The sequence below is a fragment of the Pseudomonas sp. NPDC089752 genome (genome assembly GCF_044748725.1).
Classification (GTDB): domain Bacteria; phylum Pseudomonadota; class Gammaproteobacteria; order Pseudomonadales; family Pseudomonadaceae; genus Aquipseudomonas.
The window spans coordinates 104,200-123,248 of the sequence record NZ_JBIVGP010000004.1; the positions used below are offsets into that span (position 1 = coordinate 104,200).

Annotated in this window: 15 protein-coding genes; 13 read left to right on the forward strand and 2 right to left on the reverse strand. The window is 62.5% G+C overall.

Annotated features, from left to right (window positions below; all coding sequences use genetic code 11):
* The first annotated feature begins 284 nt into the window (after positions 1-284).
* The 8 genes from ACIPZF_RS07940 (at position 285) to ACIPZF_RS07975 (ending at position 10,880) form a co-directional block, all read left to right on the forward strand.
* Positions 285-1,910 carry an ABC transporter substrate-binding protein gene (locus ACIPZF_RS07940; RefSeq protein ID WP_400797385.1) on the forward strand — a complete coding sequence of 542 codons (1,626 nt, stop codon included), beginning with the start codon at positions 285-287 and terminating at the stop codon, positions 1,908-1,910.
* A gap of 125 nt (positions 1,911-2,035) precedes the next feature.
* Positions 2,036-3,628 (forward strand): ABC transporter substrate-binding protein, encoded by a 1,593-nt coding sequence (locus tag ACIPZF_RS07945; protein ID WP_400797388.1) that lies wholly within the window; start codon positions 2,036-2,038, stop codon positions 3,626-3,628.
* Positions 3,629-3,860: 232 nt separating this feature from the next.
* On the forward strand, positions 3,861-5,240 hold the full coding sequence (locus tag ACIPZF_RS07950) for an OprD family porin (RefSeq protein ID WP_400797391.1): 1,380 nt from the start codon (positions 3,861-3,863) through the stop codon (positions 5,238-5,240).
* A gap of 73 nt (positions 5,241-5,313) precedes the next feature.
* Entirely contained in the window at positions 5,314-6,909 is a 1,596-nt protein-coding gene (locus ACIPZF_RS07955; RefSeq protein WP_400797394.1) for an ABC transporter substrate-binding protein, read from the forward strand.
* Positions 6,910-6,985: 76 nt separating this feature from the next.
* On the forward strand, positions 6,986-7,996 hold the full coding sequence (locus ACIPZF_RS07960; RefSeq protein WP_400797396.1) for an ABC transporter permease subunit: 1,011 nt from the start codon (positions 6,986-6,988) through the stop codon (positions 7,994-7,996).
* A gap of 10 nt (positions 7,997-8,006) precedes the next feature.
* Positions 8,007-8,933: an ABC transporter permease subunit gene (locus ACIPZF_RS07965; protein ID WP_400797399.1), complete on the forward strand. Its 927-nt coding sequence runs from the start codon at positions 8,007-8,009 to the stop codon at positions 8,931-8,933.
* 10 nt (positions 8,934-8,943) lie between these two features.
* The gene (locus ACIPZF_RS07970) at positions 8,944-9,912 is read left to right on the forward strand and encodes an ABC transporter ATP-binding protein (RefSeq protein WP_400797402.1); all 969 of its coding nucleotides are present in this window, start codon (positions 8,944-8,946) and stop codon (positions 9,910-9,912) included.
* The gene (locus tag ACIPZF_RS07975; protein ID WP_400797405.1) at positions 9,912-10,880 is read left to right on the forward strand and encodes a peptide ABC transporter ATP-binding protein; all 969 of its coding nucleotides are present in this window, start codon (positions 9,912-9,914) and stop codon (positions 10,878-10,880) included. The genes ACIPZF_RS07970 and ACIPZF_RS07975 overlap by 1 nt, the downstream gene beginning before the upstream one ends.
* Positions 10,881-11,077: 197 nt before the next feature.
* On the opposite strand, the gene ACIPZF_RS07980 is transcribed toward ACIPZF_RS07975, so the two are convergent.
* Positions 11,078-11,965 carry a hypothetical protein gene (locus tag ACIPZF_RS07980; RefSeq protein ID WP_400797407.1) on the reverse strand — a complete coding sequence of 296 codons (888 nt, stop codon included), beginning with the start codon at positions 11,963-11,965 and terminating at the stop codon, positions 11,078-11,080.
* 324 nt (positions 11,966-12,289) lie between these two features.
* On the opposite strand from ACIPZF_RS07980, the gene ACIPZF_RS07985 reads away from it, so the two are divergent.
* From ACIPZF_RS07985 to ACIPZF_RS08000, 4 genes are all read left to right on the forward strand, one after another.
* Positions 12,290-13,099 (forward strand): helix-turn-helix domain-containing protein, encoded by an 810-nt coding sequence (locus ACIPZF_RS07985; protein WP_400797410.1) that lies wholly within the window; start codon positions 12,290-12,292, stop codon positions 13,097-13,099.
* A gap of 65 nt (positions 13,100-13,164) precedes the next feature.
* A complete protein-coding gene (locus tag ACIPZF_RS07990) occupies positions 13,165-14,571 on the forward strand; it encodes an NAD(P)/FAD-dependent oxidoreductase (protein ID WP_400797412.1) in 1,407 nt (468 codons plus the stop codon).
* Between the two features lie 32 nt (positions 14,572-14,603).
* On the forward strand, positions 14,604-14,945 hold the full coding sequence (locus tag ACIPZF_RS07995; RefSeq protein ID WP_400797415.1) for a cupin domain-containing protein: 342 nt from the start codon (positions 14,604-14,606) through the stop codon (positions 14,943-14,945).
* 52 nt (positions 14,946-14,997) lie between these two features.
* On the forward strand, positions 14,998-16,077 hold the full coding sequence (locus ACIPZF_RS08000; RefSeq protein WP_400797418.1) for a polyamine ABC transporter substrate-binding protein: 1,080 nt from the start codon (positions 14,998-15,000) through the stop codon (positions 16,075-16,077).
* Positions 16,078-16,207: 130 nt separating this feature from the next.
* Here ACIPZF_RS08000 and ACIPZF_RS08005 read toward each other — a convergent pair whose 3' ends face one another.
* Entirely contained in the window at positions 16,208-17,791 is a 1,584-nt protein-coding gene (locus ACIPZF_RS08005; protein ID WP_400797421.1) for a peptide chain release factor 3, read from the reverse strand.
* Positions 17,792-18,335: 544 nt separating this feature from the next.
* Between ACIPZF_RS08005 and ACIPZF_RS08010 the strand changes: the two genes are divergently transcribed.
* Positions 18,336-19,049: an ABC transporter permease gene (locus ACIPZF_RS08010; protein ID WP_400797424.1), complete on the forward strand. Its 714-nt coding sequence runs from the start codon at positions 18,336-18,338 to the stop codon at positions 19,047-19,049.

Here is a 19,049-nt window from a genome sequence, read left to right on the forward strand (position 1 = left end):
CTTAGCGCCCCTTGTGCTTCATTACAGACGTTTCCTACGCATCAAGACAGTGCTTCCTACAGCCTTTCTCCCGCCGAAACATTCCGCATAAAGCCATCATTTCGCCTGCGCAAACGTTCAACTTCGCCGAAAGTTATACGAATGCGACATCCATGTACGCGCGTACTACTTTTCTGGCGCCAACTATCCTTCTGAGTGTTGCATTGGGAACACCCCCTGCATAAGTATCCGCAGGTCGGCTCACGAGGCCACCTCAATCCAAAAATGACAACAATGAGGCCACCATGCTCAAACACGCAGTCATTCCGTTCCTGCTAGGCGCGGGCTTGTTCACCGGCGCCCCGATTGCCCACGCCGCGTCCAACCTGGTGTTCTGCTCCGAAGGCAGTCCGGCCGGTTTCGACCCGGGGCAATACACCACCGGAACCGACTTCGATGCCTCGGCAGAGACCGTATTCAACCGCCTGACTCAGTTCGAACGGGGCGGCACCGCCGTCATCCCAGGGCTGGCGACCAAATGGGAAGTGTCCGACGACGGCAAGACCTACACCTTCCACCTGCGTGACGGTGTGAAGTTCCACACCACCGACTACTTCAAACCCACCCGCACCTTCAACGCCGACGACGTGCTGTTCACCTTCAACCGCATGCTCGACAAGAACCACCCGTTCCGTAACGCCTACCCCACCGAATTCCCCTACTTCACCGACATGGGCATGGACAAGAACATCGCCAAGGTGGAGAAACTCGACGACCACACCGTCAAGTTCACCCTCAATGAAGTGGACGCCGCGTTCATCCAGAACCTGGCGATGAGCTTCGCGTCCATTCAGTCAGCCGAGTACGCCGACCAGTTGCTCAAGGACGGCAAGGCCGCCGACATCAACCAGAAGCCGATCGGCACCGGCCCGTTCGTGTTCAGCAAGTACCAGAAAGACGCGCAGATCCGCTTCAAGGGCAACAAGGACTACTGGAAGCCCGAGGATGTGAAGATCGACAACCTGATCTTCGCCATCACCACCGACGCCTCGGTGCGCATGCAGAAGCTGAAGAAGAACGAGTGCCAGGTCACCCTGTTCCCGCGCCCGGCCGATATCGCGCCGCTCAAGGCCGACAAGAACCTGCAGATGCCGCAACAGGCCGGTTTCAACCTCGGCTACATCGCCTACAACGTGATGGACAAGGTCAAGGGCAGCAACGAACCCAACCCGATGGCCAAGCTCGAAGTGCGCCAGGCACTGGACATGGCGGTGGACAAGAAGAAGATCATCGAATCGGTCTACCAGGGCGCCGGCCAGTTGGCGGTCAACGCCATGCCGCCGACCCAGTGGTCCTATGACGACAGCATCAAGGATGCCGCCTACGACCCGGAAAAAGCCAAGCAGCTGCTCAAGCAAGCCGGCATCAAGGAAGGCACCGAAATCACCCTGTGGGCCATGCCGGTGCAACGCCCGTATAACCCCAACGCCAAGCTGATGGCCGAGATGCTGCAATCCGACTGGGCCAAGATCGGCATCAAGGCGAAGATCGTCAGTTACGAATGGGGCGAGTACATCAAGCGCTCCAAGGGCGGCGAACAGGGCGCCATGCTGATTGGCTGGAGCGGTGACAACGGTGACCCGGACAACTGGCTGGGCACCCTGTACGGCTGCGATGCCATTGACGGCAACAACTTCTCCAAGTGGTGCTACAAGCCTTACGACGACCTGATCAAACAGGCCAAGGCCACCTCGGACCAGGCCAAGCGCACCGAGCTGTACAAGCAGGCGCAGCACATCCTCAAGGAGCAAGTACCGATCACCCCGATCGCCCACTCCACGGTCTACCAGCCGATGAGTGCCAAGGTGAAGGACTTCAAGATCAGTCCGTTCGCACTGAACGCCTTCTACGGCGTCAGCGTGGAAAAGTAATACCGGGCGACACCTCGCCACTCCCGTAAATGAAACCCACCCCGACGCTATCCGCGCCGGGGTTGGGGCCACTGTTGCCGCAATTCGAAATCCGACGCGGCAAAACAGACGGAAAAGGATTTGCCATGCGCCATACTCAATTGCTTTCGACCCTGCTCGCCGTCGGCCTGCTGAGCCAGGCCAATACCGTCCATGCCAAGAACCTGGTGTTCTGCTCCGAAGGCAGCCCAGCCGGCCTCGACACCGCCCAGTACACCAGTGCCACCGACAACGATGCGGCAGAACCGCTCTACAACCGCCTGGTTGAATTCGAACGCGGCGGCACGGCGGTGCACCCGGCGCTGGCGACCAAATGGGAAGTATCCGACGACGGCTTGCGTTACACCTTCCACTTGCGCGAGGGCGTGAAGTTCCACGCCAACAAGGCCTTTACGCCAAGTCGCGACTTCAACGCCGACGATGTGCTGTTCACCTTCAACCGCATGCTCGACAAGGGCCACCCGTTCCGTAAGGCCTACCCCACCGAGTTTCCGTACTTCGTCAGCATGGGCCTGGACAAGAACATCGCCCGCGTGGAAAAAACCGGCCCGTTGACCGTGGTGTTCTCCCTCAACAAGGTCGATGCCGCGTTCATCCAGAACATCGCCATGAGCTTCGCGTCCATCCTCAGCGCCGAGTACGCCGAGCAACTGATGGCGGGCGGGCGCCCCAGCGATATCAACCAGCAGCCGATCGGCACCGGCCCGTTCGTGTTCCAGCGTTACCAGAAAGACTCGCAGATCCGCTTCAAGGGCAACAAAGACTACTGGGCGCCCGATGAAGTGAAGATCGACAACCTGGTGTTCTCGATCAACACCGACCCCTCGGTGCGCATCCAGAAGCTGCGCCGCAACGAATGCCAGGTCACCTTGCACCCGCGCCCGGCCGACCTGTCGGCGCTGCGGGCAGACAATAAGCTGCAGGTGCTGCAGCAACCGGGCTTCAACCTCGGCTACATCGCCTACAACACCCAGCTCCCGCCGTTCGACCGCCTGGAGGTGCGCCAGGCCATGGACATGGCGGTGAACAAGCAGGCGATCCTGCAGGCGGTGTACCAGGACTCCGGCCAACTGGCAGTCAACGCCATGCCGCCGACCCAATGGTCCTACGACAAAACCCTCAAGGACGCACCTTACGACCCGGAAAAAGCCAAGCAGTTGCTCGAACAGGCCGGGGTCAAGCCGGGCACCGAAGTCACCCTGTGGGCCATGCCCGTTCAGCGCCCATACAACCCCAACGCCAAGCTCATGGCCGAGATGCTGCAGGCCGACTGGAGCAAGCTCGGTTTCAAGGTGCGCATCGTCAGTTATGAGTGGGGCGAGTACCTCAAACGCATGAAAAGTGGCGAGCACGACATCGCCCTGATCGGCTGGACCGGCGACAACGGTGACCCGGACAACTGGCTCGGCACCCTCTACAACTGCGATGCCATCGGCAGCAACAACTACTCGCTGTGGTGCGATCCGCAGTACGACAGCCTGATCAAGCAGGCCAAGCAAGTCACCGACCGCGAGCAGCGCACCGCGCTGTACCAGCAGGCCCAGCAGCGCCTCAAACAGCAGGTGCCGATTACCCCGGTGGCACATTCCACGGTCAATCAGCCGCTGAGCATCAAGGTTGCCGACTTCAAGGTCAGCCCCTTTGGCCGCAATGATTTTTCCGGTGTGAGTGTTGATTAATTTTTAGCCTTCACTGGCCTCTTCGCGGGCAAGCCCGCTCCCACAGAAGTACTCAGGATCGGAAATCACACCGAACCTGTGGGAGCGGGCTTGCCCGCGAAGAGGCCGGCACTGGCAAAACATTTTCCCCTGATTAGCCCGGCAACCCCGAGCAACCCTGGCAACACCGCAGCAATCAACCCGGCCCACAAGGCCAGGCAATAACTAAAAGAACAGAAAGGGAGCTTTCATCTTGAGACCATTCACTCTCACCGCACTGGCGTTATCCATCGGCACCTTCTGCGCCATGGCCCAGGCCGAAACCCAGAGCCAGGACTACGTCCCGATCAGCCTCAAAGGCAGCAGCGAACAAAGCGAAGCCAGCGGTTTCATCGACGGCCAGAGCCTGTCCGGCAGCACCCGCAACTGGTACGCCCGCGAACGCGCCACCCGTGCCCCGCTGTGGAAGTACTATAAAAGCGATGGCAGCCGCCATGACACCCACAGCCGCGACAACTGGCTGCAAGGCACCATCCTCAACTACAGCTCGGGCTTCACCCAAGGCACCGTTGGCTTCGCCGTTGAAGCCGCCGGCTATAACGCCATCGCCCTCGAGCAAGGCCGCGCGGCAGTCGCCGGCCCCAACAACCGCACCCTGACCCATAGCGATGGCGACCCCATCGGCCAGTGGAGCAAGATGGGCCTGGCCAACGTCAAGGCGCGGGTGTCCAACACCACGCTGACCGTCGGCCGCCAGTCGGTGGACACGCCAATGATCGCCTTCATCGGCAACCGCGCCCTGCCTTCGAGCTTTCAGGGTGCGTTCCTGCACAGCGCTGAATTCGACAATCTGTCGTTCGACCTGGGCACTTTCGATCGCGTCTCCCCACGTACCGAACAAAGCCTCAGCAAGTTCCGCTCGGAGTACGGCGCCGCAGGTGTGGAAACCGACCGCGCCAGCACCGCCGGCGTCAACTACCAACCCTTCAAGAGCCTGACCACCAGCCTGTACGCGACCAAGGTCGACGACTTCTGGAACCAGTACTACTTCGGCGCCAACCACGTGCTGGGTGACAGCGCGGTGCTGAGCCTGACCACCGGCCTGAACTACTACAAGACGGTGGACGAAGGCAGCAAGAAGATGGGCGAGATCGACAACGATACCTACAGCCTGTCGTTCGGCCTGACCCACCAGGCCCACACCCTCAGTGCCTCGTGGCAGCAGGTCAACGGCAACGAATACTTCGACTACCTGCACGAAACCAACGGCATCTACCTGGCCAACTCGCTGCTCTCGGACTTCAACGGCCCGAACGAGAAATCCCTGCAGATTTCCTACGTGCTGAACATGGCGCCCTACGGCGTGCCGGGCCTGAAGTTCAACGTTTACAACGCACGTGGCTGGGGCATCGACGGTACTCATTACAAGGGCACCGCCTACGACGTCGCCGGCATGGACGGCGAAACCCACTACGAGTGGGGCATCGGCACCAGCTACGCGGTGCAGAGTGGTCCGCTCAAGGACACCAGCATCCGCGCCACCTACACCGCGCACCGCGCCAGCAAAGCCCAGGCCGACGGTAGCCTGGACGAGCTGCGCATCGTCACCACCATCCCGTTCAACATTCTCTGACCGCTGGCGCCTGGGCCCGACTCATCGCCGGCCCAGGCGGCTACGCTGGAATCAATGCAAGCAGGGAGTACCCATGAAATCGCTACCGCTCCGCGCTGCCCTGGCAGCGGTCATCCTCGGCGCCGCCGGCAACCTGGCGGCCAAGCCGCTGGTGGTATGCACCGAAGCCAGCCCGGAAGGCTTCGACATCGTCCAGTACACCACGGCAGTCACCGCCGATGCCTCGGCCGAAACGGTGTTCAACCGCCTGGTCGACTTCAAGCCCGGCACCACCGATATCGAGCCGGCCCTGGCCGAACGCTGGGAGATCTCCGCCGATGGCCTGACCTACACCTTCCATTTGCGCCAGGGTGTGAAGTTCCACACCACTGATTACTTCACGCCGACCCGCGACTTCAACGCCGACGACGTGCTGTGGAGCCTGCGTCGCCAACTCGACCCGCAACACCCGTGGCACGACAAGACCAGCGTCGGCTACCCCTACTTCGAGAGCATGGCCTTCAAGGACCTGCTCAAGTCGGTGGACAAGACCGACGACCACACCGTGGTAATCACCCTCACCCGCCCGGAAGCGCCGTTCCTGCGTGACATGGCCATGGCCTTCACCTCGATCTACTCCGCCGAGTACGGCGACCAGTTGCTCAAGGCCGGCAAGACCGGCGACCTCAACAGCAAGCCGATCGGCACCGGCGCGTTCATCTTCCAGCGCTACAACAAGGACGCCCAGGTACGCTTCAAGGCCAACCCGGAGTATTTCCGCGGCAAGCCACCGGCCGACACGCTGGTATTCGCCATCGCCACCGACAGCAACGTGCGCCTGCAGAAACTGCGTGCCAACGAATGCCAGATCGCGCTGTACCCCAAACCTGATGACGTACCGTCGATCAAGACCGACGCCCGGTTGAAAGTCGCCGAGATCGAAGCCCTGGTCACCGGCTACATCGCCATGAACACTGAACACAAGTACCTCAGCGACGTGCGCGTGCGCAAAGCCATCAACATGGCCTTCGACCGCCAGACCCATGTCGACCAGCTGTTCGGCAAGGGCAACGCCCTGGTCGGGGTCAACCCCTACCCGCCGACCATGATCGGTTACAACAACGACAACCAGAACCCGCCCCACGACCTGGCCAAGGCCCGTGACCTGCTCAAGCAGGCCGGCGTGCCGGAAGGCACGGTGATCACCCTGTTCACCCGCAATGGCGGCGGCCCGACCAACCCCAACCCGCGCCTGTCTGCCGAGATGCTCCAGGCGGACCTGGCCAAGATCGGCCTCAAGCTGGATATCCGCGTGATGGAGTGGGCCGAGATGCTGCGCCGCGCGAAAAAGGGCGAGGCGGATCTGGTGTCCACCGGCTGGGCCGGCGACAACGGCGACCCGGACAACTTCCTCAGCCCCCTGCTCAGCTGCGACGCCGCAAAAAGTGGCGAGAACTACGCACGCTGGTGCAACTCGAAATTCCAGGAGCTGATCAGCCGCGCCCGCGAGGTGATCGACAACGACGAGCGCGCCAGGCTCTATGCCCAGGCTTTGAAGGTGTACGATGACGATCAGCCCTGGATCAGCATGGCGCATCCGAAGATGTTCACTGCCATGCGTGACAACGTGGAGGGTTACGTGATCAACCCTCTGACCAACAACAACTTCGCCACCACCAAGGTGAAGTAGAACAACAACGACCCCCGGCAACCCACACGGGCACCGGCGGCACCGCCGTACAACGGCTGATGAGGTAACCCCGACAATGTTGAGTTTTATTGCCCGGCGCCTGGGCCTGCTGATTCCGACTTTCTTCGGTATCACCTTGCTGACCTTCGCGCTCATACGCCTGATCCCCGGCGACCCGGTGGAAGTGATGATGGGCGAGCGCAGGGTCGACCCCGAGATGCACGCCCAGGCCATGGAGCGCCTGGGCCTGAACAAGCCGCTGCCGGTCCAGTACCTGGACTACGTCGGCAAGCTCGCCCAGGGTGACCTGGGCGAATCGCTGCGTACCCGCGAAAGCGTGTGGAGCGAGTTCCTTACCCTGTTCCCCGCCACCCTGGAACTGGCCTTCGCCGCGCTGCTGTTCGCTGGCATCGTCGGCCTGCTGGCCGGGGTGATCGCTGCCCTCAAGCGTGGCTCGCTGTTCGACCACGGGGTCATGGGTATCTCACTGGCCGGTTATTCGATGCCGATTTTCTGGTGGGGCCTGATCCTGATCATGTTCTTCTCGGTCAGCCTGGGCTGGACTCCGGTGTCCGGGCGCATCGACCTGCTCTATGACATCGAGCCGAAAACCGGCTTCATGCTCATCGACACCTTGCTCAGCGATGAAGAAGGCGCCTTCAAGGACGCGGTGATGCACCTGATCCTGCCGGCCATCGTGCTCGGCACCATCCCGCTGGCGGTGATCGCCCGCATGACCCGCTCGTCGATGCTCGAAGTGCTGCGCGAGGACTACATCCGCACCGCCCGCGCCAAGGGCCTGTCGCCGAACCGCGTGGTGTTCGTGCACGGTTTGCGCAATGCGCTGATCCCGGTGCTGACGGTGTTCGGCCTGCAGGTCGGCACGCTGCTGGCCGGCGCCGTGCTCACCGAAACCATCTTCTCCTGGCCGGGCATCGGCAAATGGCTGATCGAAGCCATCGGTGCCCGTGACTACCCCGTGGTCCAGAACGGCATCCTGTTGATCGCCTGCCTGGTGATCCTGGTCAACTTCGTCGTGGACATCCTCTACGGCCTGGCCAACCCACGCATCCGTCATCAGCGCTGAGGCCTTCGCCATGACTAGCCCGATTCCGAAATCCGTCACCCCGGTCAGCCCGGTGGACCAAAGCCTGCTCTACCCCTCGCCGTACAAAGAATTCTGGCACGCCTTCGCGCAAAACAAAGGCGCAGTGATGGGCCTGGCGTTCATGTGCGTGGTGGTGTTCTGCGCACTGTTCGCGCCCTGGGTCGCACCGCACAACCCCAGCGAGCAATACCGCGACTTCCTGCTGACGCCCCCGGTGTGGCTCGAAGGCGGCACCTGGCAATTCGTTCTCGGCACCGACGAACTGGGTCGCGACCTGCTCTCGCGGCTGATCCAGGGCGCGCGGCTGTCGCTGCTGATCGGCCTGTCGTCGGTGGTGATGTCGCTGATCCCGGGGATCTTCCTGGGCCTGCTGGCCGGGTTCTTCCCGAATTTCATCGGCCCGTCGATCATGCGTTTGATGGACGTCATGCTGGCCCTTCCCTCGCTGCTGCTGGCCGTGGCGATCGTCGCCATCCTCGGCCCTGGCCTGATCAACACGGTGATCGCCATCGCCATCGTCTCCTTGCCGTCCTACGTGCGCCTGACCCGCGCTGCGGTGATGGGCGAGCTGAACCGCGACTATGTCACTGCCGCACGCCTGGCCGGTGCCGGGTTGCCTCGGCTGATGTTCGTCACCGTGTTGCCCAACTGCATGGCGCCGCTGATCGTGCAGGCGACCTTGAGCTTCTCCTCGGCCATCCTCGACGCCGCTGCTTTGGGCTTCCTGGGCCTGGGCGTGCAACCGCCAACGCCGGAATGGGGCACCATGCTGGCCTCCGCGCGTGACTACATCGAGCGCGCCTGGTGGGTGGTGAGCCTGCCTGGCCTGACCATTCTGCTCAGCGTGCTGGCAATCAACCTGATGGGCGACGGCCTGCGCGATGCGCTGGACCCGAAACTCAAGAACGCCGCCTGAGGAGAACGCCATGTCACTGTTGCAGATAGACAACCTGAACGTGCGCTTCGGCGACGCCAATGCCGTACCGGTGGTGGACGGCCTCAACCTGGCGGTAGACGCCGGGGAAATCCTGGCCATCGTCGGCGAATCAGGCTCAGGCAAATCCGTCACCATGATGGCCCTGATGGGCCTGATCGACGCCCCCGGGCGCATCACTGCCGATTCGCTCACCTTCGACGGCACCGACATGCTCAAGCTCAGCGGCCGTCAGCGGCGCAAGGTGGTGGGCAAGGACATCGCCATGGTCTTCCAGGACCCGATGACCGCGCTCAACCCGAGCTACACCGTGGGTTTCCAGATTGAAGAAGTGCTGCGCCAGCACCTGGGCCTGAAAGGCAAGGCCGCGCGCCAGCGGGCGCTGGAATTGCTGAAAAAGGTCGAGATCCCGGCTGCTGAAAGCCGCCTGGACGCCTACCCGCACCAACTGTCCGGCGGCATGAGCCAGCGCGTGGCAATCGCCATGGCAATCGCCGGGGAGCCCAAGTTGCTGATCGCCGATGAACCGACCACGGCCCTCGACGTGACCATCCAGGCGCAGATCATGGAGCTGCTGGTCAACCTGCAGAAGGAGCGCAACATGGCGCTCATCCTGATCACCCACGACCTCGCCGTGGTCGCTGAAACAGCCAAGCGCGTTTGCGTGATGTACGCAGGCCAGGCGGTGGAAGTGGGCCAGGTGCCGGAGCTGTTCGACGTGCCGGCGCACCCGTACAGCGAAGCATTGCTGGCGGCGATCCCCGAGCACAGCATCGGCGCCGAACGCCTGGCCACCCTGCCCGGCATTGTCCCTGGCCGTTACGACCGCCCCGCAGGATGTTTGCTCTCGCCGCGCTGCCCCTACGTGCAGGACAACTGCCGGCGCCAGCGCCCACCGCTTGACCCTCAGGCCCACAGCCTGGTGCGTTGCTTCTACCCGCTGAACCAGGAGGTGGCGTGATGGCCGTCGTACTTACCGCGCGGGAGCTGACCCGGCATTACCAAGTCTCTCGCGGGCTGTTCAAGGGCCACGCCCTGGTGCGCGCGCTCAATGGCGTGTCGTTCGAACTGGAGGCCGGCAAGACCCTGGCCGTGGTCGGTGAATCCGGCTGCGGCAAGTCGACCCTGGCGCGTGCGCTGACGCTGATCGAAGAGCCGTCCTCCGGCTCGCTGCAAATCGACGGCACCGAGGTCAAAGGCGCTAGCAAAAGCGCGCGCAAGCAGTTGCGTCGCGACGTGCAGATGGTGTTTCAGAGCCCCTACGCCTCGCTCAACCCACGGCAGAAGATCGGCGACCAACTGGCCGAACCGCTGCTGATCAACACCTCGCTGAGCAAGGCCGAGCGGCGCGACAAGGTGCAGAAGATGATGGAGCAGGTCGGCCTGCGTCCCGAGCATTATCAGCGTTATCCGCATATGTTCTCGGGTGGTCAGCGCCAGCGTATCGCCCTGGCACGGGCGATGATGCTGCAGCCGAAAGTGCTGGTGGCGGATGAGCCGACTTCGGCATTGGACGTGTCGATCCAGGCGCAGGTGCTGAACCTGTTCATGGACCTGCAGAAGGAGTTCAACACCGCCTATGTGTTCATCTCGCACAACCTGGCGGTGGTGCGGCATGTGGCGGACCAGGTGCTGGTGATGTACCTGGGGCGGCCGGCGGAGATGGGGCCGAAAGAGGATATCTACGAGAAGCCACTGCACCCGTATACCCAAGCGCTGCTGTCGGCGACGCCGGCGATTCATCCGGACCCGTTGAAACCGAAGATTCGTATTGCGGGGGAGTTGCCCAACCCGCTTAATCCGCCGGATGGGTGTGCATTTCACAAGCGCTGCCCGTATGCGACGGAGCGGTGTGGGGTTGAAGTGCCGGCGTTTCGGCAGGTCGGGACGCGGCAGGTTGCCTGCCATTATGCGGAGCAGTTTCTCTAGTTCGGTGTGATCCTCTTCGCGGGACAAGCCCGCTCCCACAGGTTAGATGCAAGACCCGTGGGAGCGGGCTTGTCCCGCGAAAGGGGCGCAAAGCGCCCCCAACAATCTCAATGCATGAATATCGCGATCAGGATGATCACCGGAATCGGTACCCCAAGCATCCACAGCAGTAATGAGCGCATGTTATTTCTCCTGACTCAACGTTGAACGGTACGACGCGCGGTGTAACCCACTTCATGCCCTTCCAGCCATTGCACGCGGTCACGCTGACGGCCACCGTACAACGCGGCGAGGCTAGCGAAGAACGCCCCACACAACAGCGCAACGAAGGTCCACAGCGCGGTCCATGCCGCCACCTTGGCTGCCGTATCGGCGGCTTGCTGCGCCTGAACTTTGGCTTGTTGAACCTGAGCGAACACCTGGTCCACCCGAGCTTCGGCCTCGGGCTGGCTCAGACGAGTGCGCTGCGCAACCAGTTGCGCCAGATAGGCGCGGTCGCCTTCGGCAAGCGTTCCCTGGGTGATGGACCTGGCGATGATCCTCGCCGCTACTCCATTGGCCGCGTCATCACTGACTGCGGCTGGGCCATCGCTGCGGAACAGGCTGTCAACGAAGTAGCCATTAGGGTCAGGCTTGGGCGCCATGCTGGCGGCCGCCCCTACAGCGCTCGCCCCGGCCTGCATCCCGGCACTGGCAATGCCCCCGGCCGTACTGACGATCAACATGGCCGCCACCAGCGTGGCCACCGCCCAGGACAGGAAACCGTGGGCCGTGTCGCGGAAATACACTTCATCACCGTGCAGGTTGGCCCATTTCACCCGCAAGCGGCCGGCGATGTAGCCGCCGAGGCCAGACGCGAGAATCTGGGTCAATAACAGCCAGATGATCGTCGAGATGCCTAACGCCTTGGCGCTGGCGCCTTCATTGGCCCAAGGCGAGGTGGCGGCGAAGCCTAGGCCTGCACCGAGCACCACGAGGATCAGTGAAAGGGAAGCCGCAGCAGCGGCACCGGCAAAGATCGCCGCCCAGGACACGCCTGAGCGTGACTGAGTATCGGCATAGGGGTAATCGGCAGAAGGGATCATGATGGGTTCGCCTATGTAGTGAGCAACAGGTCCTGGTTGCATGATCATCGGTGCAGGCGCTGTGCCAGTTGTGTCAAAAAATGACATGTAGAAAAATCAATGGGTTAGCCAATGACAACGTCCTAGGATCGTGCAAAACACCCGGATTGATGGTTGAGGCTCATGGTTTATGCACTATTTGCCATCCTCTTCGCGGGGCAAGCCCGCTCCCACAGGTTCGTTGGCAAACTTAAAAAATTGCGTGAATCTGTGGGAGCGGGCTTGCCCCGCGAAGAGGCCCGGCACTGACTTGCCTGTAACGCTGCCCCTCGGCACTATCTGCAGATGACCTCAATTACAATCGCCGACGGCCCCGAGCAGACGCCCATCACCGCCCACATCGTGCTGCGCTACCACTTGTGCTGGAAGCACCGCGACCTCGACGGCGTGATCGCGCTCTATCACCCCGAAGTGCAGTACCACGACTTCTTCCAGAACCGCGTGCTCGGCTTCAACGAGCGGCATGACTACGTACGCGCCTGCCTGCCCCACGAAGCCGGCGAGGACATCGTTCACAGCGACCGCATCCGCGTCGATGGCTGCACGGCGTTCATCCAGTACCAGGTCACGGTGCAAGGCGGCGAAGGCTTGGTAGCGTTCCAGTCCAGCGAGGCAATCACGGTCAAGGACGGGCTGATCTGGCGGGTCAACGAATACGCCACCTTGGTCCGCCAGAACAGCCAAGGGTTGGCCAGCAACGGCCCACGCCCAGCCGCCAGCCGCCTGGGCCTGTCGCCCCGGCAACTGTCGACCATGGCCCAGGACCTGGAGCACTACTTCCAGCGCCAGCGCCCCTACCTCGACCCGGAACTGGACTTGCAGCAGGTCGCCGACGCCAGTGGCTACAGCCGTAACCAGATCTCCTACCTGCTCAACCAGGTGCTCGGGCAAAGCTTCTACCGCTACGTCAACCAGGCCCGCCTGCAGCACCTGATGGCCAGCCTTGACGATGACAGCGTCGAAGCACCGATCGACGACCTGGCGTTCAACGCCGGCTTCAATTCGCTGTCGGCGTTCTACAAGTGCTTCCGCGAGCACACCGGGGTCACGCCCAAGGCCTATCTCAAGCAAATTTCCCTGCGTGCACGCACGTAAGACAGCCCTCCCCCAACGCCACTAGCATCGCCCACAGACCTTGTTGGATTGTGGAGCCAAACTCGATGCAACCCCTGCGCACCCTCAGCCTGTGGATGGACCAGCTCGACGAGCCGCTGTGTGCCCGCCCGGCCCTGCGCGAAGACCACGATGTCGACGTGTGCATCATCGGCGCCGGCTACACCGGGCTCTGGACCGCGTACTACCTCAAGCGCCAGGCGCCGCACCTGAGCATCGTGGTGATCGAGGCCAGCATCGCCGGCTTCGGCGCCTCCGGGCGCAATGGCGGCTGGCTGATGGGCAATCTGCTCGGCGAGGATCGCCTGCTCGCCACCCTGTCGCCGCAACAGCGCCGCGCCAGCATCGACCTGCTGCACGGCATCCCCGATGAAGTGCACACCGTGCTGCAACGCGAAGCCATCGACTGCGACTACCGCAAAGGCGGCGTGCTGTACTGCGCCGCCCGCTACCCGGAACAGGAGCGCAGCCTGCGCGCCTACCTCGACGACCTGTACCGCCAGGGCATGACCGAGGATGACTACCGCTGGCTGCGCCCCGAACAGCTGGATGCGCAACTGCGGGTCAGCAACGCCTACGGCGCAATCTACAGCCCGCACACCGCGACCCTCCAGCCCGCCAAGCTGGCGCGTAGCCTGGCCCGCGCGGTGGAGGCGCTGGGCGTGCCGATCTACGAAAACACTCCCGCCGTCGACTGGCAGCCCGGTGTAGTGCGTGCGCCGCTGGCGCGCATCCGCTGCCAGTGGATGGTGCCCGCCGTCGAGGGCTACGCCGCCAGCCTACCGCCGCTGGGCAAACATCAACTGCCCGTTCAGAGCCTGCTGGTGGCCACCGAGCCGCTGCCCGAATCGACCTGGGAGCAGATCGGCCTGAGCCAGGGCCAGGCCTTCAGCGAGAGCAGCCGCCAGGTCACCTACGGCCAGCGCACGGCTGATAACCGCCTGGTGTTCGGTGCGCGTGGCGGCTATCGCTTCGGCGGCAGGCTGCGCGACAACTTCACCCTGAACGAAGCGGAAATCGAACTGCGCCGCTACCTGTTCAGCGAACTGTTCCCGCAGCTCAAGCACGCGCGCATCACCCATTCCTGGGGTGGCAACCTGGGCATGGCGCGGCGCTTTCGCCCACACATGCTGTGTGACCGTCAGCGTGGCATCGCCCTGGCCGGCGGCTATGGCGGCGAAGGGGTCGGCGCCACCAACCTCGGCGGGCGCACCCTGGCTGCGCTGATTCTCAACCAACACAACGAACTGACCGCGCAACCCTGGGTACTCGACAACCGCCCGCTGTCGAGCCTGGCCAGCTGGCCGCCCGAACCCTGCCGCTGGCTGGGCTACAACGCGATCATCCAGAGCTTCGTGCACGAGGACCGCACCCTCGCCAACCCCGCCAGCGCACCCTGGAGGCGGCGCCTGGCCAGCTCGCTCGCCGACTTCATGGAAGGCTTCATGCACTGACTTCCCGTTCACCTACCGAGGACCTACTGCTCATGAGCATCACCCAGTTCAAACACACCGACAGCGCCGAGCTGGAAAGCGCCAGCCCGGTCGCCGTACCGCTCGGCGACCCCATTGCAGTGGCTTCGGTCACCTGCGTGGAGCGCAGCGATGGCGTCGAAACCGGCATCTGGGAATGCACGCCTGGGCGCTGGCGGCGACAGATCGTGCAACAGGAGTTCTGCCATTTCATCAAGGGGCGTTGCACCTTCACCCCGGACGGTGGCGAGACCCTCTTCATAGAAGCCGGAGACGCACTGATGCTACCGGCCAACAGCACCGGCATCTGGGATATCCAGGAGACCGTGCGCAAGACCTACGTACTGATTTTCTGATCCGCTGATCGCCTGCCTTCGATAACAACAGACAAAGCAAGGTAAACCCGACATGCGCACTCTCCTTCTCGCACCCCTGATGCTGGCCGCCAGCGTGGCCAGCGCCGCCGACACGGTGAAGATCTACAACTGGTCCAGCTACGTCGCTCCCGACACCCTCAAGAACTTCCAGCAGGCCACCGGCGTCGTGCCGACCTACGACGTGTACGACAGCAACGAAACCCTCGACGGCAAGCTGATGACCGGCAACTCCGGCTACGACGTGGTGTTCCCCTCCAACCACTTCATGGCCCGGCAGATACAGGGCAAGGCGCTGAAACGCCTGGACAAGTCGCAGCTGCCCAACTGGCACAACCTCAACCCGGTGCTGCTCAAGGCGCTGGAAGTGAACGACCCGGGCAACCAGTACGGTTTCCCGTACCTGTGGGGCAGCACGGGCATCGGCTACAACATCGACAAGGTCAAGGCGGTGCTTGGCGAGAGCGCACCCGTGGATTCCTGGGACCTGATCTTCAAGCCCGAGTACATGAGCAAGCTGAAAAGCTGCGGGGTTGCGGTGCTCGACAACGGCCCAGAGCTGCTGCCCATCGCCCTGCACTACCTGGGCTTGCCGCATCACAGCCAGAACCCCGCGGACTATGAGAAGGCCAAGGCTTTGCTGATGAAGGTGCGGCCGTACATCAGTTACTTCCATTCATCCAAGTACACCGGCGACCTGGCCAATGGCGATATCTGTGTGGTGGTCGGATTCTCGGGTGACGTGCTGCAGGCGAAGAACCGTGCCGATGAAGCGAAGAATGGGGTGAAGGTGGGGTATTCGATCCCCAAGGAAGGCGCGCCGATGTGGTTCGACATGGTCGCCATGCCGGCCGATGCGCCGGATGAGAAGGCGGGCTATGCGTACATGAACTATCTGCTGCAGCCAGACGTGATGGCCAACATCAGCAACCATGTGCAGTACGCCAACGGCAACCTCAAGGCTGACGCCCTGGTGGACCCGGCGATGAAGGGCAATACGATGATCTACCCCAGTGACGAGGTGATGGGCAAGCTGTATGCGCTGGAGGCGATGCCGGCCAAGATCGACCGCATCAGGACGCGGATCTGGACCAGTATCAAGGCAGGAAATTGAGTGGGGCCGCTGCGCGGCCCTTCGCGGGCAAGCCCGCTCCCACAGGTGAAGCGCAATATTCAAGGGCTGCGCTGTACCTGTGGGAGCGGGCTTGCCCGCGAAGGGCTGCACAGCAGCCCCATTTCAGGTATCAGTGATGCTCGCGAGTAGCGCGGAACTTGATGTCCGGCCAGCGCTCTTCCATCAGCGACAGGTTGACCCGGGTCGGGGCCAGGTAGGTCAGGTGACCGCCACCGTCGATGGCCAAGTTTTCCATGGCCTTGACCTGGAAGTCTTCCAGCTTCTTCTTGTCGTCGCAGCTGATCCAGCGCGCCGACCAGACGGTGATCGGCTCGTAGGCGCACTCGACCTTGTACTCTTCCTTCAGGCGGCTGGCGACCACGTCGAACTGCAGCACACCGACCGCACCGAGGATGATGTCGTTGCTGCGCTCGGGGAAGAACACCTGGGTCGCCCCCTCTTCGGCCAGCTGCTGCAAGCCCTGACGCAGCTGTTTGGACTTGAGCGGGTCTTTCAGGCGCACGCGACGGAACAGCTCAGGGGCGAAGTGCGGAATACCGGTGAAGCCCAGCGCTTCGCCTTCGGTGAAGGTGTCGCCGATCTGGATGGTGCCGTGGTTGTGCAGGCCGATGATGTCTCCGGCATAGGCTTCTTCCAGCTGCTCGCGCTCGGACGAGAAGAAGGTCAGCGCGTCACCGATGCGCAGGTCCTTGCCGGTGCGCACGTGGCGCATCTTCATGCCCTTCTCGTACTTGCCCGAGCAGATGCGCATGAAGGCGATACGGTCGCGGTGTTTCGGGTCCATGTTCGCCTGGATCTTGAACACGAAGCCCGAAAACTTCTCTTCCACCGGCTCGACGGTACGTTCGTGAGCGACACGGGCCAGCGGGCGCGGCGCCCAGTCGACGACCGCGTCGAGCACATGGTCGACACCGAAGTTGCCCAGTGCGGTACCGAAGAACACCGGCGTCAGTTGGCCATTGATGAACTCGTCCTGATCGAACTCATGGCAGGCACCCTGTACCAGTTCGAGTTGTTCGAGGAAGCGATCGTATTCGTCACCCAGGTGCGCGCGGGCTTCATCGGAATCGAGCTTCTCGATGATCTTGGCCTCGGTACGCTCATGGCCGTGGCCAGGGGTGTAGACGATGATGTAGTCGCCGGCCAAGTGGTACACGCCCTTGAAGTCGCGGTAGCAACCGATCGGCCAGGTGATCGGCGCGGCCTTGATCTTCAGTACCGCCTCGATCTCGTCGAGCAGTTCGATCGGGTCGCGGATGTCACGGTCGAGTTTGTTGATGAAGCTGACGATGGGCGTGTCGCGCAGGCGGCAAACGTCCATCAGGGCGATAGTCCGCGGCTCAACACCTTTACCGCCGTCGAGCACCATCAGCGCCGAGTCCACCGCGGTCAGGGTGCGGTAGGTATCTTCCGAGAAGTCTTCGTGGCCGGGGGTGTCGAGCAGGTTGATCATGTGCTCGCGGTACGGGAACTGCATCACCGAGGTGGTGATGGAGATGCCGCGCTGCTTCTCCATTTCCATCCAGTCGGAGGTGGCGTGGCGGTCGGACTTGCGCGACTTCACGGTACCGGCGACGGCAATGGCCTTGCCCATCAGCAGGAGCTTCTCGGTGATGGTGGTCTTACCGGCGTCGGGGTGGGAAATGATTGCGAAAGTGCGGCGCTTCGCGACTTCGGCGGCCTGGTTGGTCATGGGAAATCGCCTGACTGGGGATCGAAAAAGGGGCAGTATCATACCTGAATTGAGGCATTCGACCAAAGCCCCGTGGGAGCGGCTTTAGCCGCGAAGCAAGCGACGCGATGTATGGCACCGGCTTAGCCGGTGTTCGCGGCTGAAGCCGCTCCCACAGCAGATCCACTAAATCAATGAGTTAGCATAGTTTCTAAACCCGCGAAGAGGCCAATACTGACAAAAGGCCGCAGGCCAGTTATTTCAGCGCCTTCAGCGCATTAAATCGCTGTTTTCTCTCGTCAAGATTGACACTCCCCAGTGATTAACACTGGCCAAATGCCGCCTCAGATGGGAACCTTTACGCCCACGGAGACGTCCACTCCCCTGCAACCCGCTTCGGTTGGGGATTGGTTTCATCAGCTTTTTCGGGCCCGACGGGGTTCGGCTCATGGCCTGATCGCAGCCTCCGGTTGCTTCACGCTGCTACTCGCGAACACACCCACCGCCGCCAACCTTGGCCGGCATAAAAAGAAGTGTGCTCGCCGACAACACAAGGAGTCCGCCTGTGGCTACACGCTACGGTAAAGGGCTGTTGGGATGCGCCACCGTGCTCGTCATCCTGGCCCTGCTGATCCACTGGATCGGCATCGACACGATCGCGCGTTACCGCGACGATCTTTGGTTCTACCTGCAAGCGCACCTGGTACTGGTGCTGGCTTCGATGGCGGCGGCGTTGGCCGTGGGCATCCCCGCTGGCATTGCCTTGAGTCGACCGCACCGGGTCGACAAAGCCGAGCGCTTCATGCAGTTCTTCAACGTTGGCAACACCATCCCCCCTCTGGCCGTTCTGGCCATCGCCCTGAGTATCCTGGGCATCGGCGCCGGGCCCGCGATCTTCGCGTTGTTCCTCGCCTCCCTCCTGCCCATCGTGCGCAATACCTACGAAGGCCTGAAAAACGTCCCCGCCTCGCTCAAGGAAGCCGCCACCGGCATCGGCATGACCCCGCGCCAGCAGCTCTGGCAGGTGGAGCTACCCAATGCCGTGCCGATCATCGTCGGCGGTGTGCGCGTGGCTTTGGCGCTGAACGTTGGTACCGCGCCGCTGGCGTTTCTGATTGGTGCCAACAGCCTGGGCAGCCTCATCTTCCCCGGCATCGCCTTGAACAACCAGCCACAGCTGCTGCTCGGCGCGGCCTGTACCGCCTTGCTGGCACTGGTCCTGGATGCGGTGGTGAGTTTCTCCAGCAAGCGCTGGCTGGAACGTGGCCTGGCCCAATAA

Bases quoted from the DNA above. Each gene is read 5' to 3' on its own strand.
- ACIPZF_RS07940 (WP_400797385.1), top strand. From the start codon at position 285: ATGCTCAAACACGCAGTCATTCCGTTCCTGCTAGGCGCGGGCTTGTTC.
- ACIPZF_RS07945 (WP_400797388.1), top strand. From the start codon at position 2,036: ATGCGCCATACTCAATTGCTTTCGACCCTGCTCGCCGTCGGCCTGCTG.
- ACIPZF_RS07955 (WP_400797394.1), top strand. From the start codon at position 5,314: ATGAAATCGCTACCGCTCCGCGCTGCCCTGGCAGCGGTCATCCTCGGC.
- ACIPZF_RS07960 (WP_400797396.1), top strand. From the start codon at position 6,986: ATGTTGAGTTTTATTGCCCGGCGCCTGGGCCTGCTGATTCCGACTTTC.
- ACIPZF_RS07965 (WP_400797399.1), top strand. From the start codon at position 8,007: ATGACTAGCCCGATTCCGAAATCCGTCACCCCGGTCAGCCCGGTGGAC.
- ACIPZF_RS07970 (WP_400797402.1), top strand. From the start codon at position 8,944: ATGTCACTGTTGCAGATAGACAACCTGAACGTGCGCTTCGGCGACGCC.
- ACIPZF_RS07975 (WP_400797405.1), top strand. From the start codon at position 9,912: ATGGCCGTCGTACTTACCGCGCGGGAGCTGACCCGGCATTACCAAGTC.
- ACIPZF_RS07980 (WP_400797407.1), bottom strand. From the start codon at position 11,965: ATGATCCCTTCTGCCGATTACCCCTATGCCGATACTCAGTCACGCTCA.
- ACIPZF_RS07985 (WP_400797410.1), top strand. From the start codon at position 12,290: ATGACCTCAATTACAATCGCCGACGGCCCCGAGCAGACGCCCATCACC.
- ACIPZF_RS07990 (WP_400797412.1), top strand. From the start codon at position 13,165: ATGCAACCCCTGCGCACCCTCAGCCTGTGGATGGACCAGCTCGACGAG.
- ACIPZF_RS07995 (WP_400797415.1), top strand. From the start codon at position 14,604: ATGAGCATCACCCAGTTCAAACACACCGACAGCGCCGAGCTGGAAAGC.
- ACIPZF_RS08000 (WP_400797418.1), top strand. From the start codon at position 14,998: ATGCGCACTCTCCTTCTCGCACCCCTGATGCTGGCCGCCAGCGTGGCC.
- ACIPZF_RS08005 (WP_400797421.1), bottom strand. From the start codon at position 17,791: ATGACCAACCAGGCCGCCGAAGTCGCGAAGCGCCGCACTTTCGCAATC.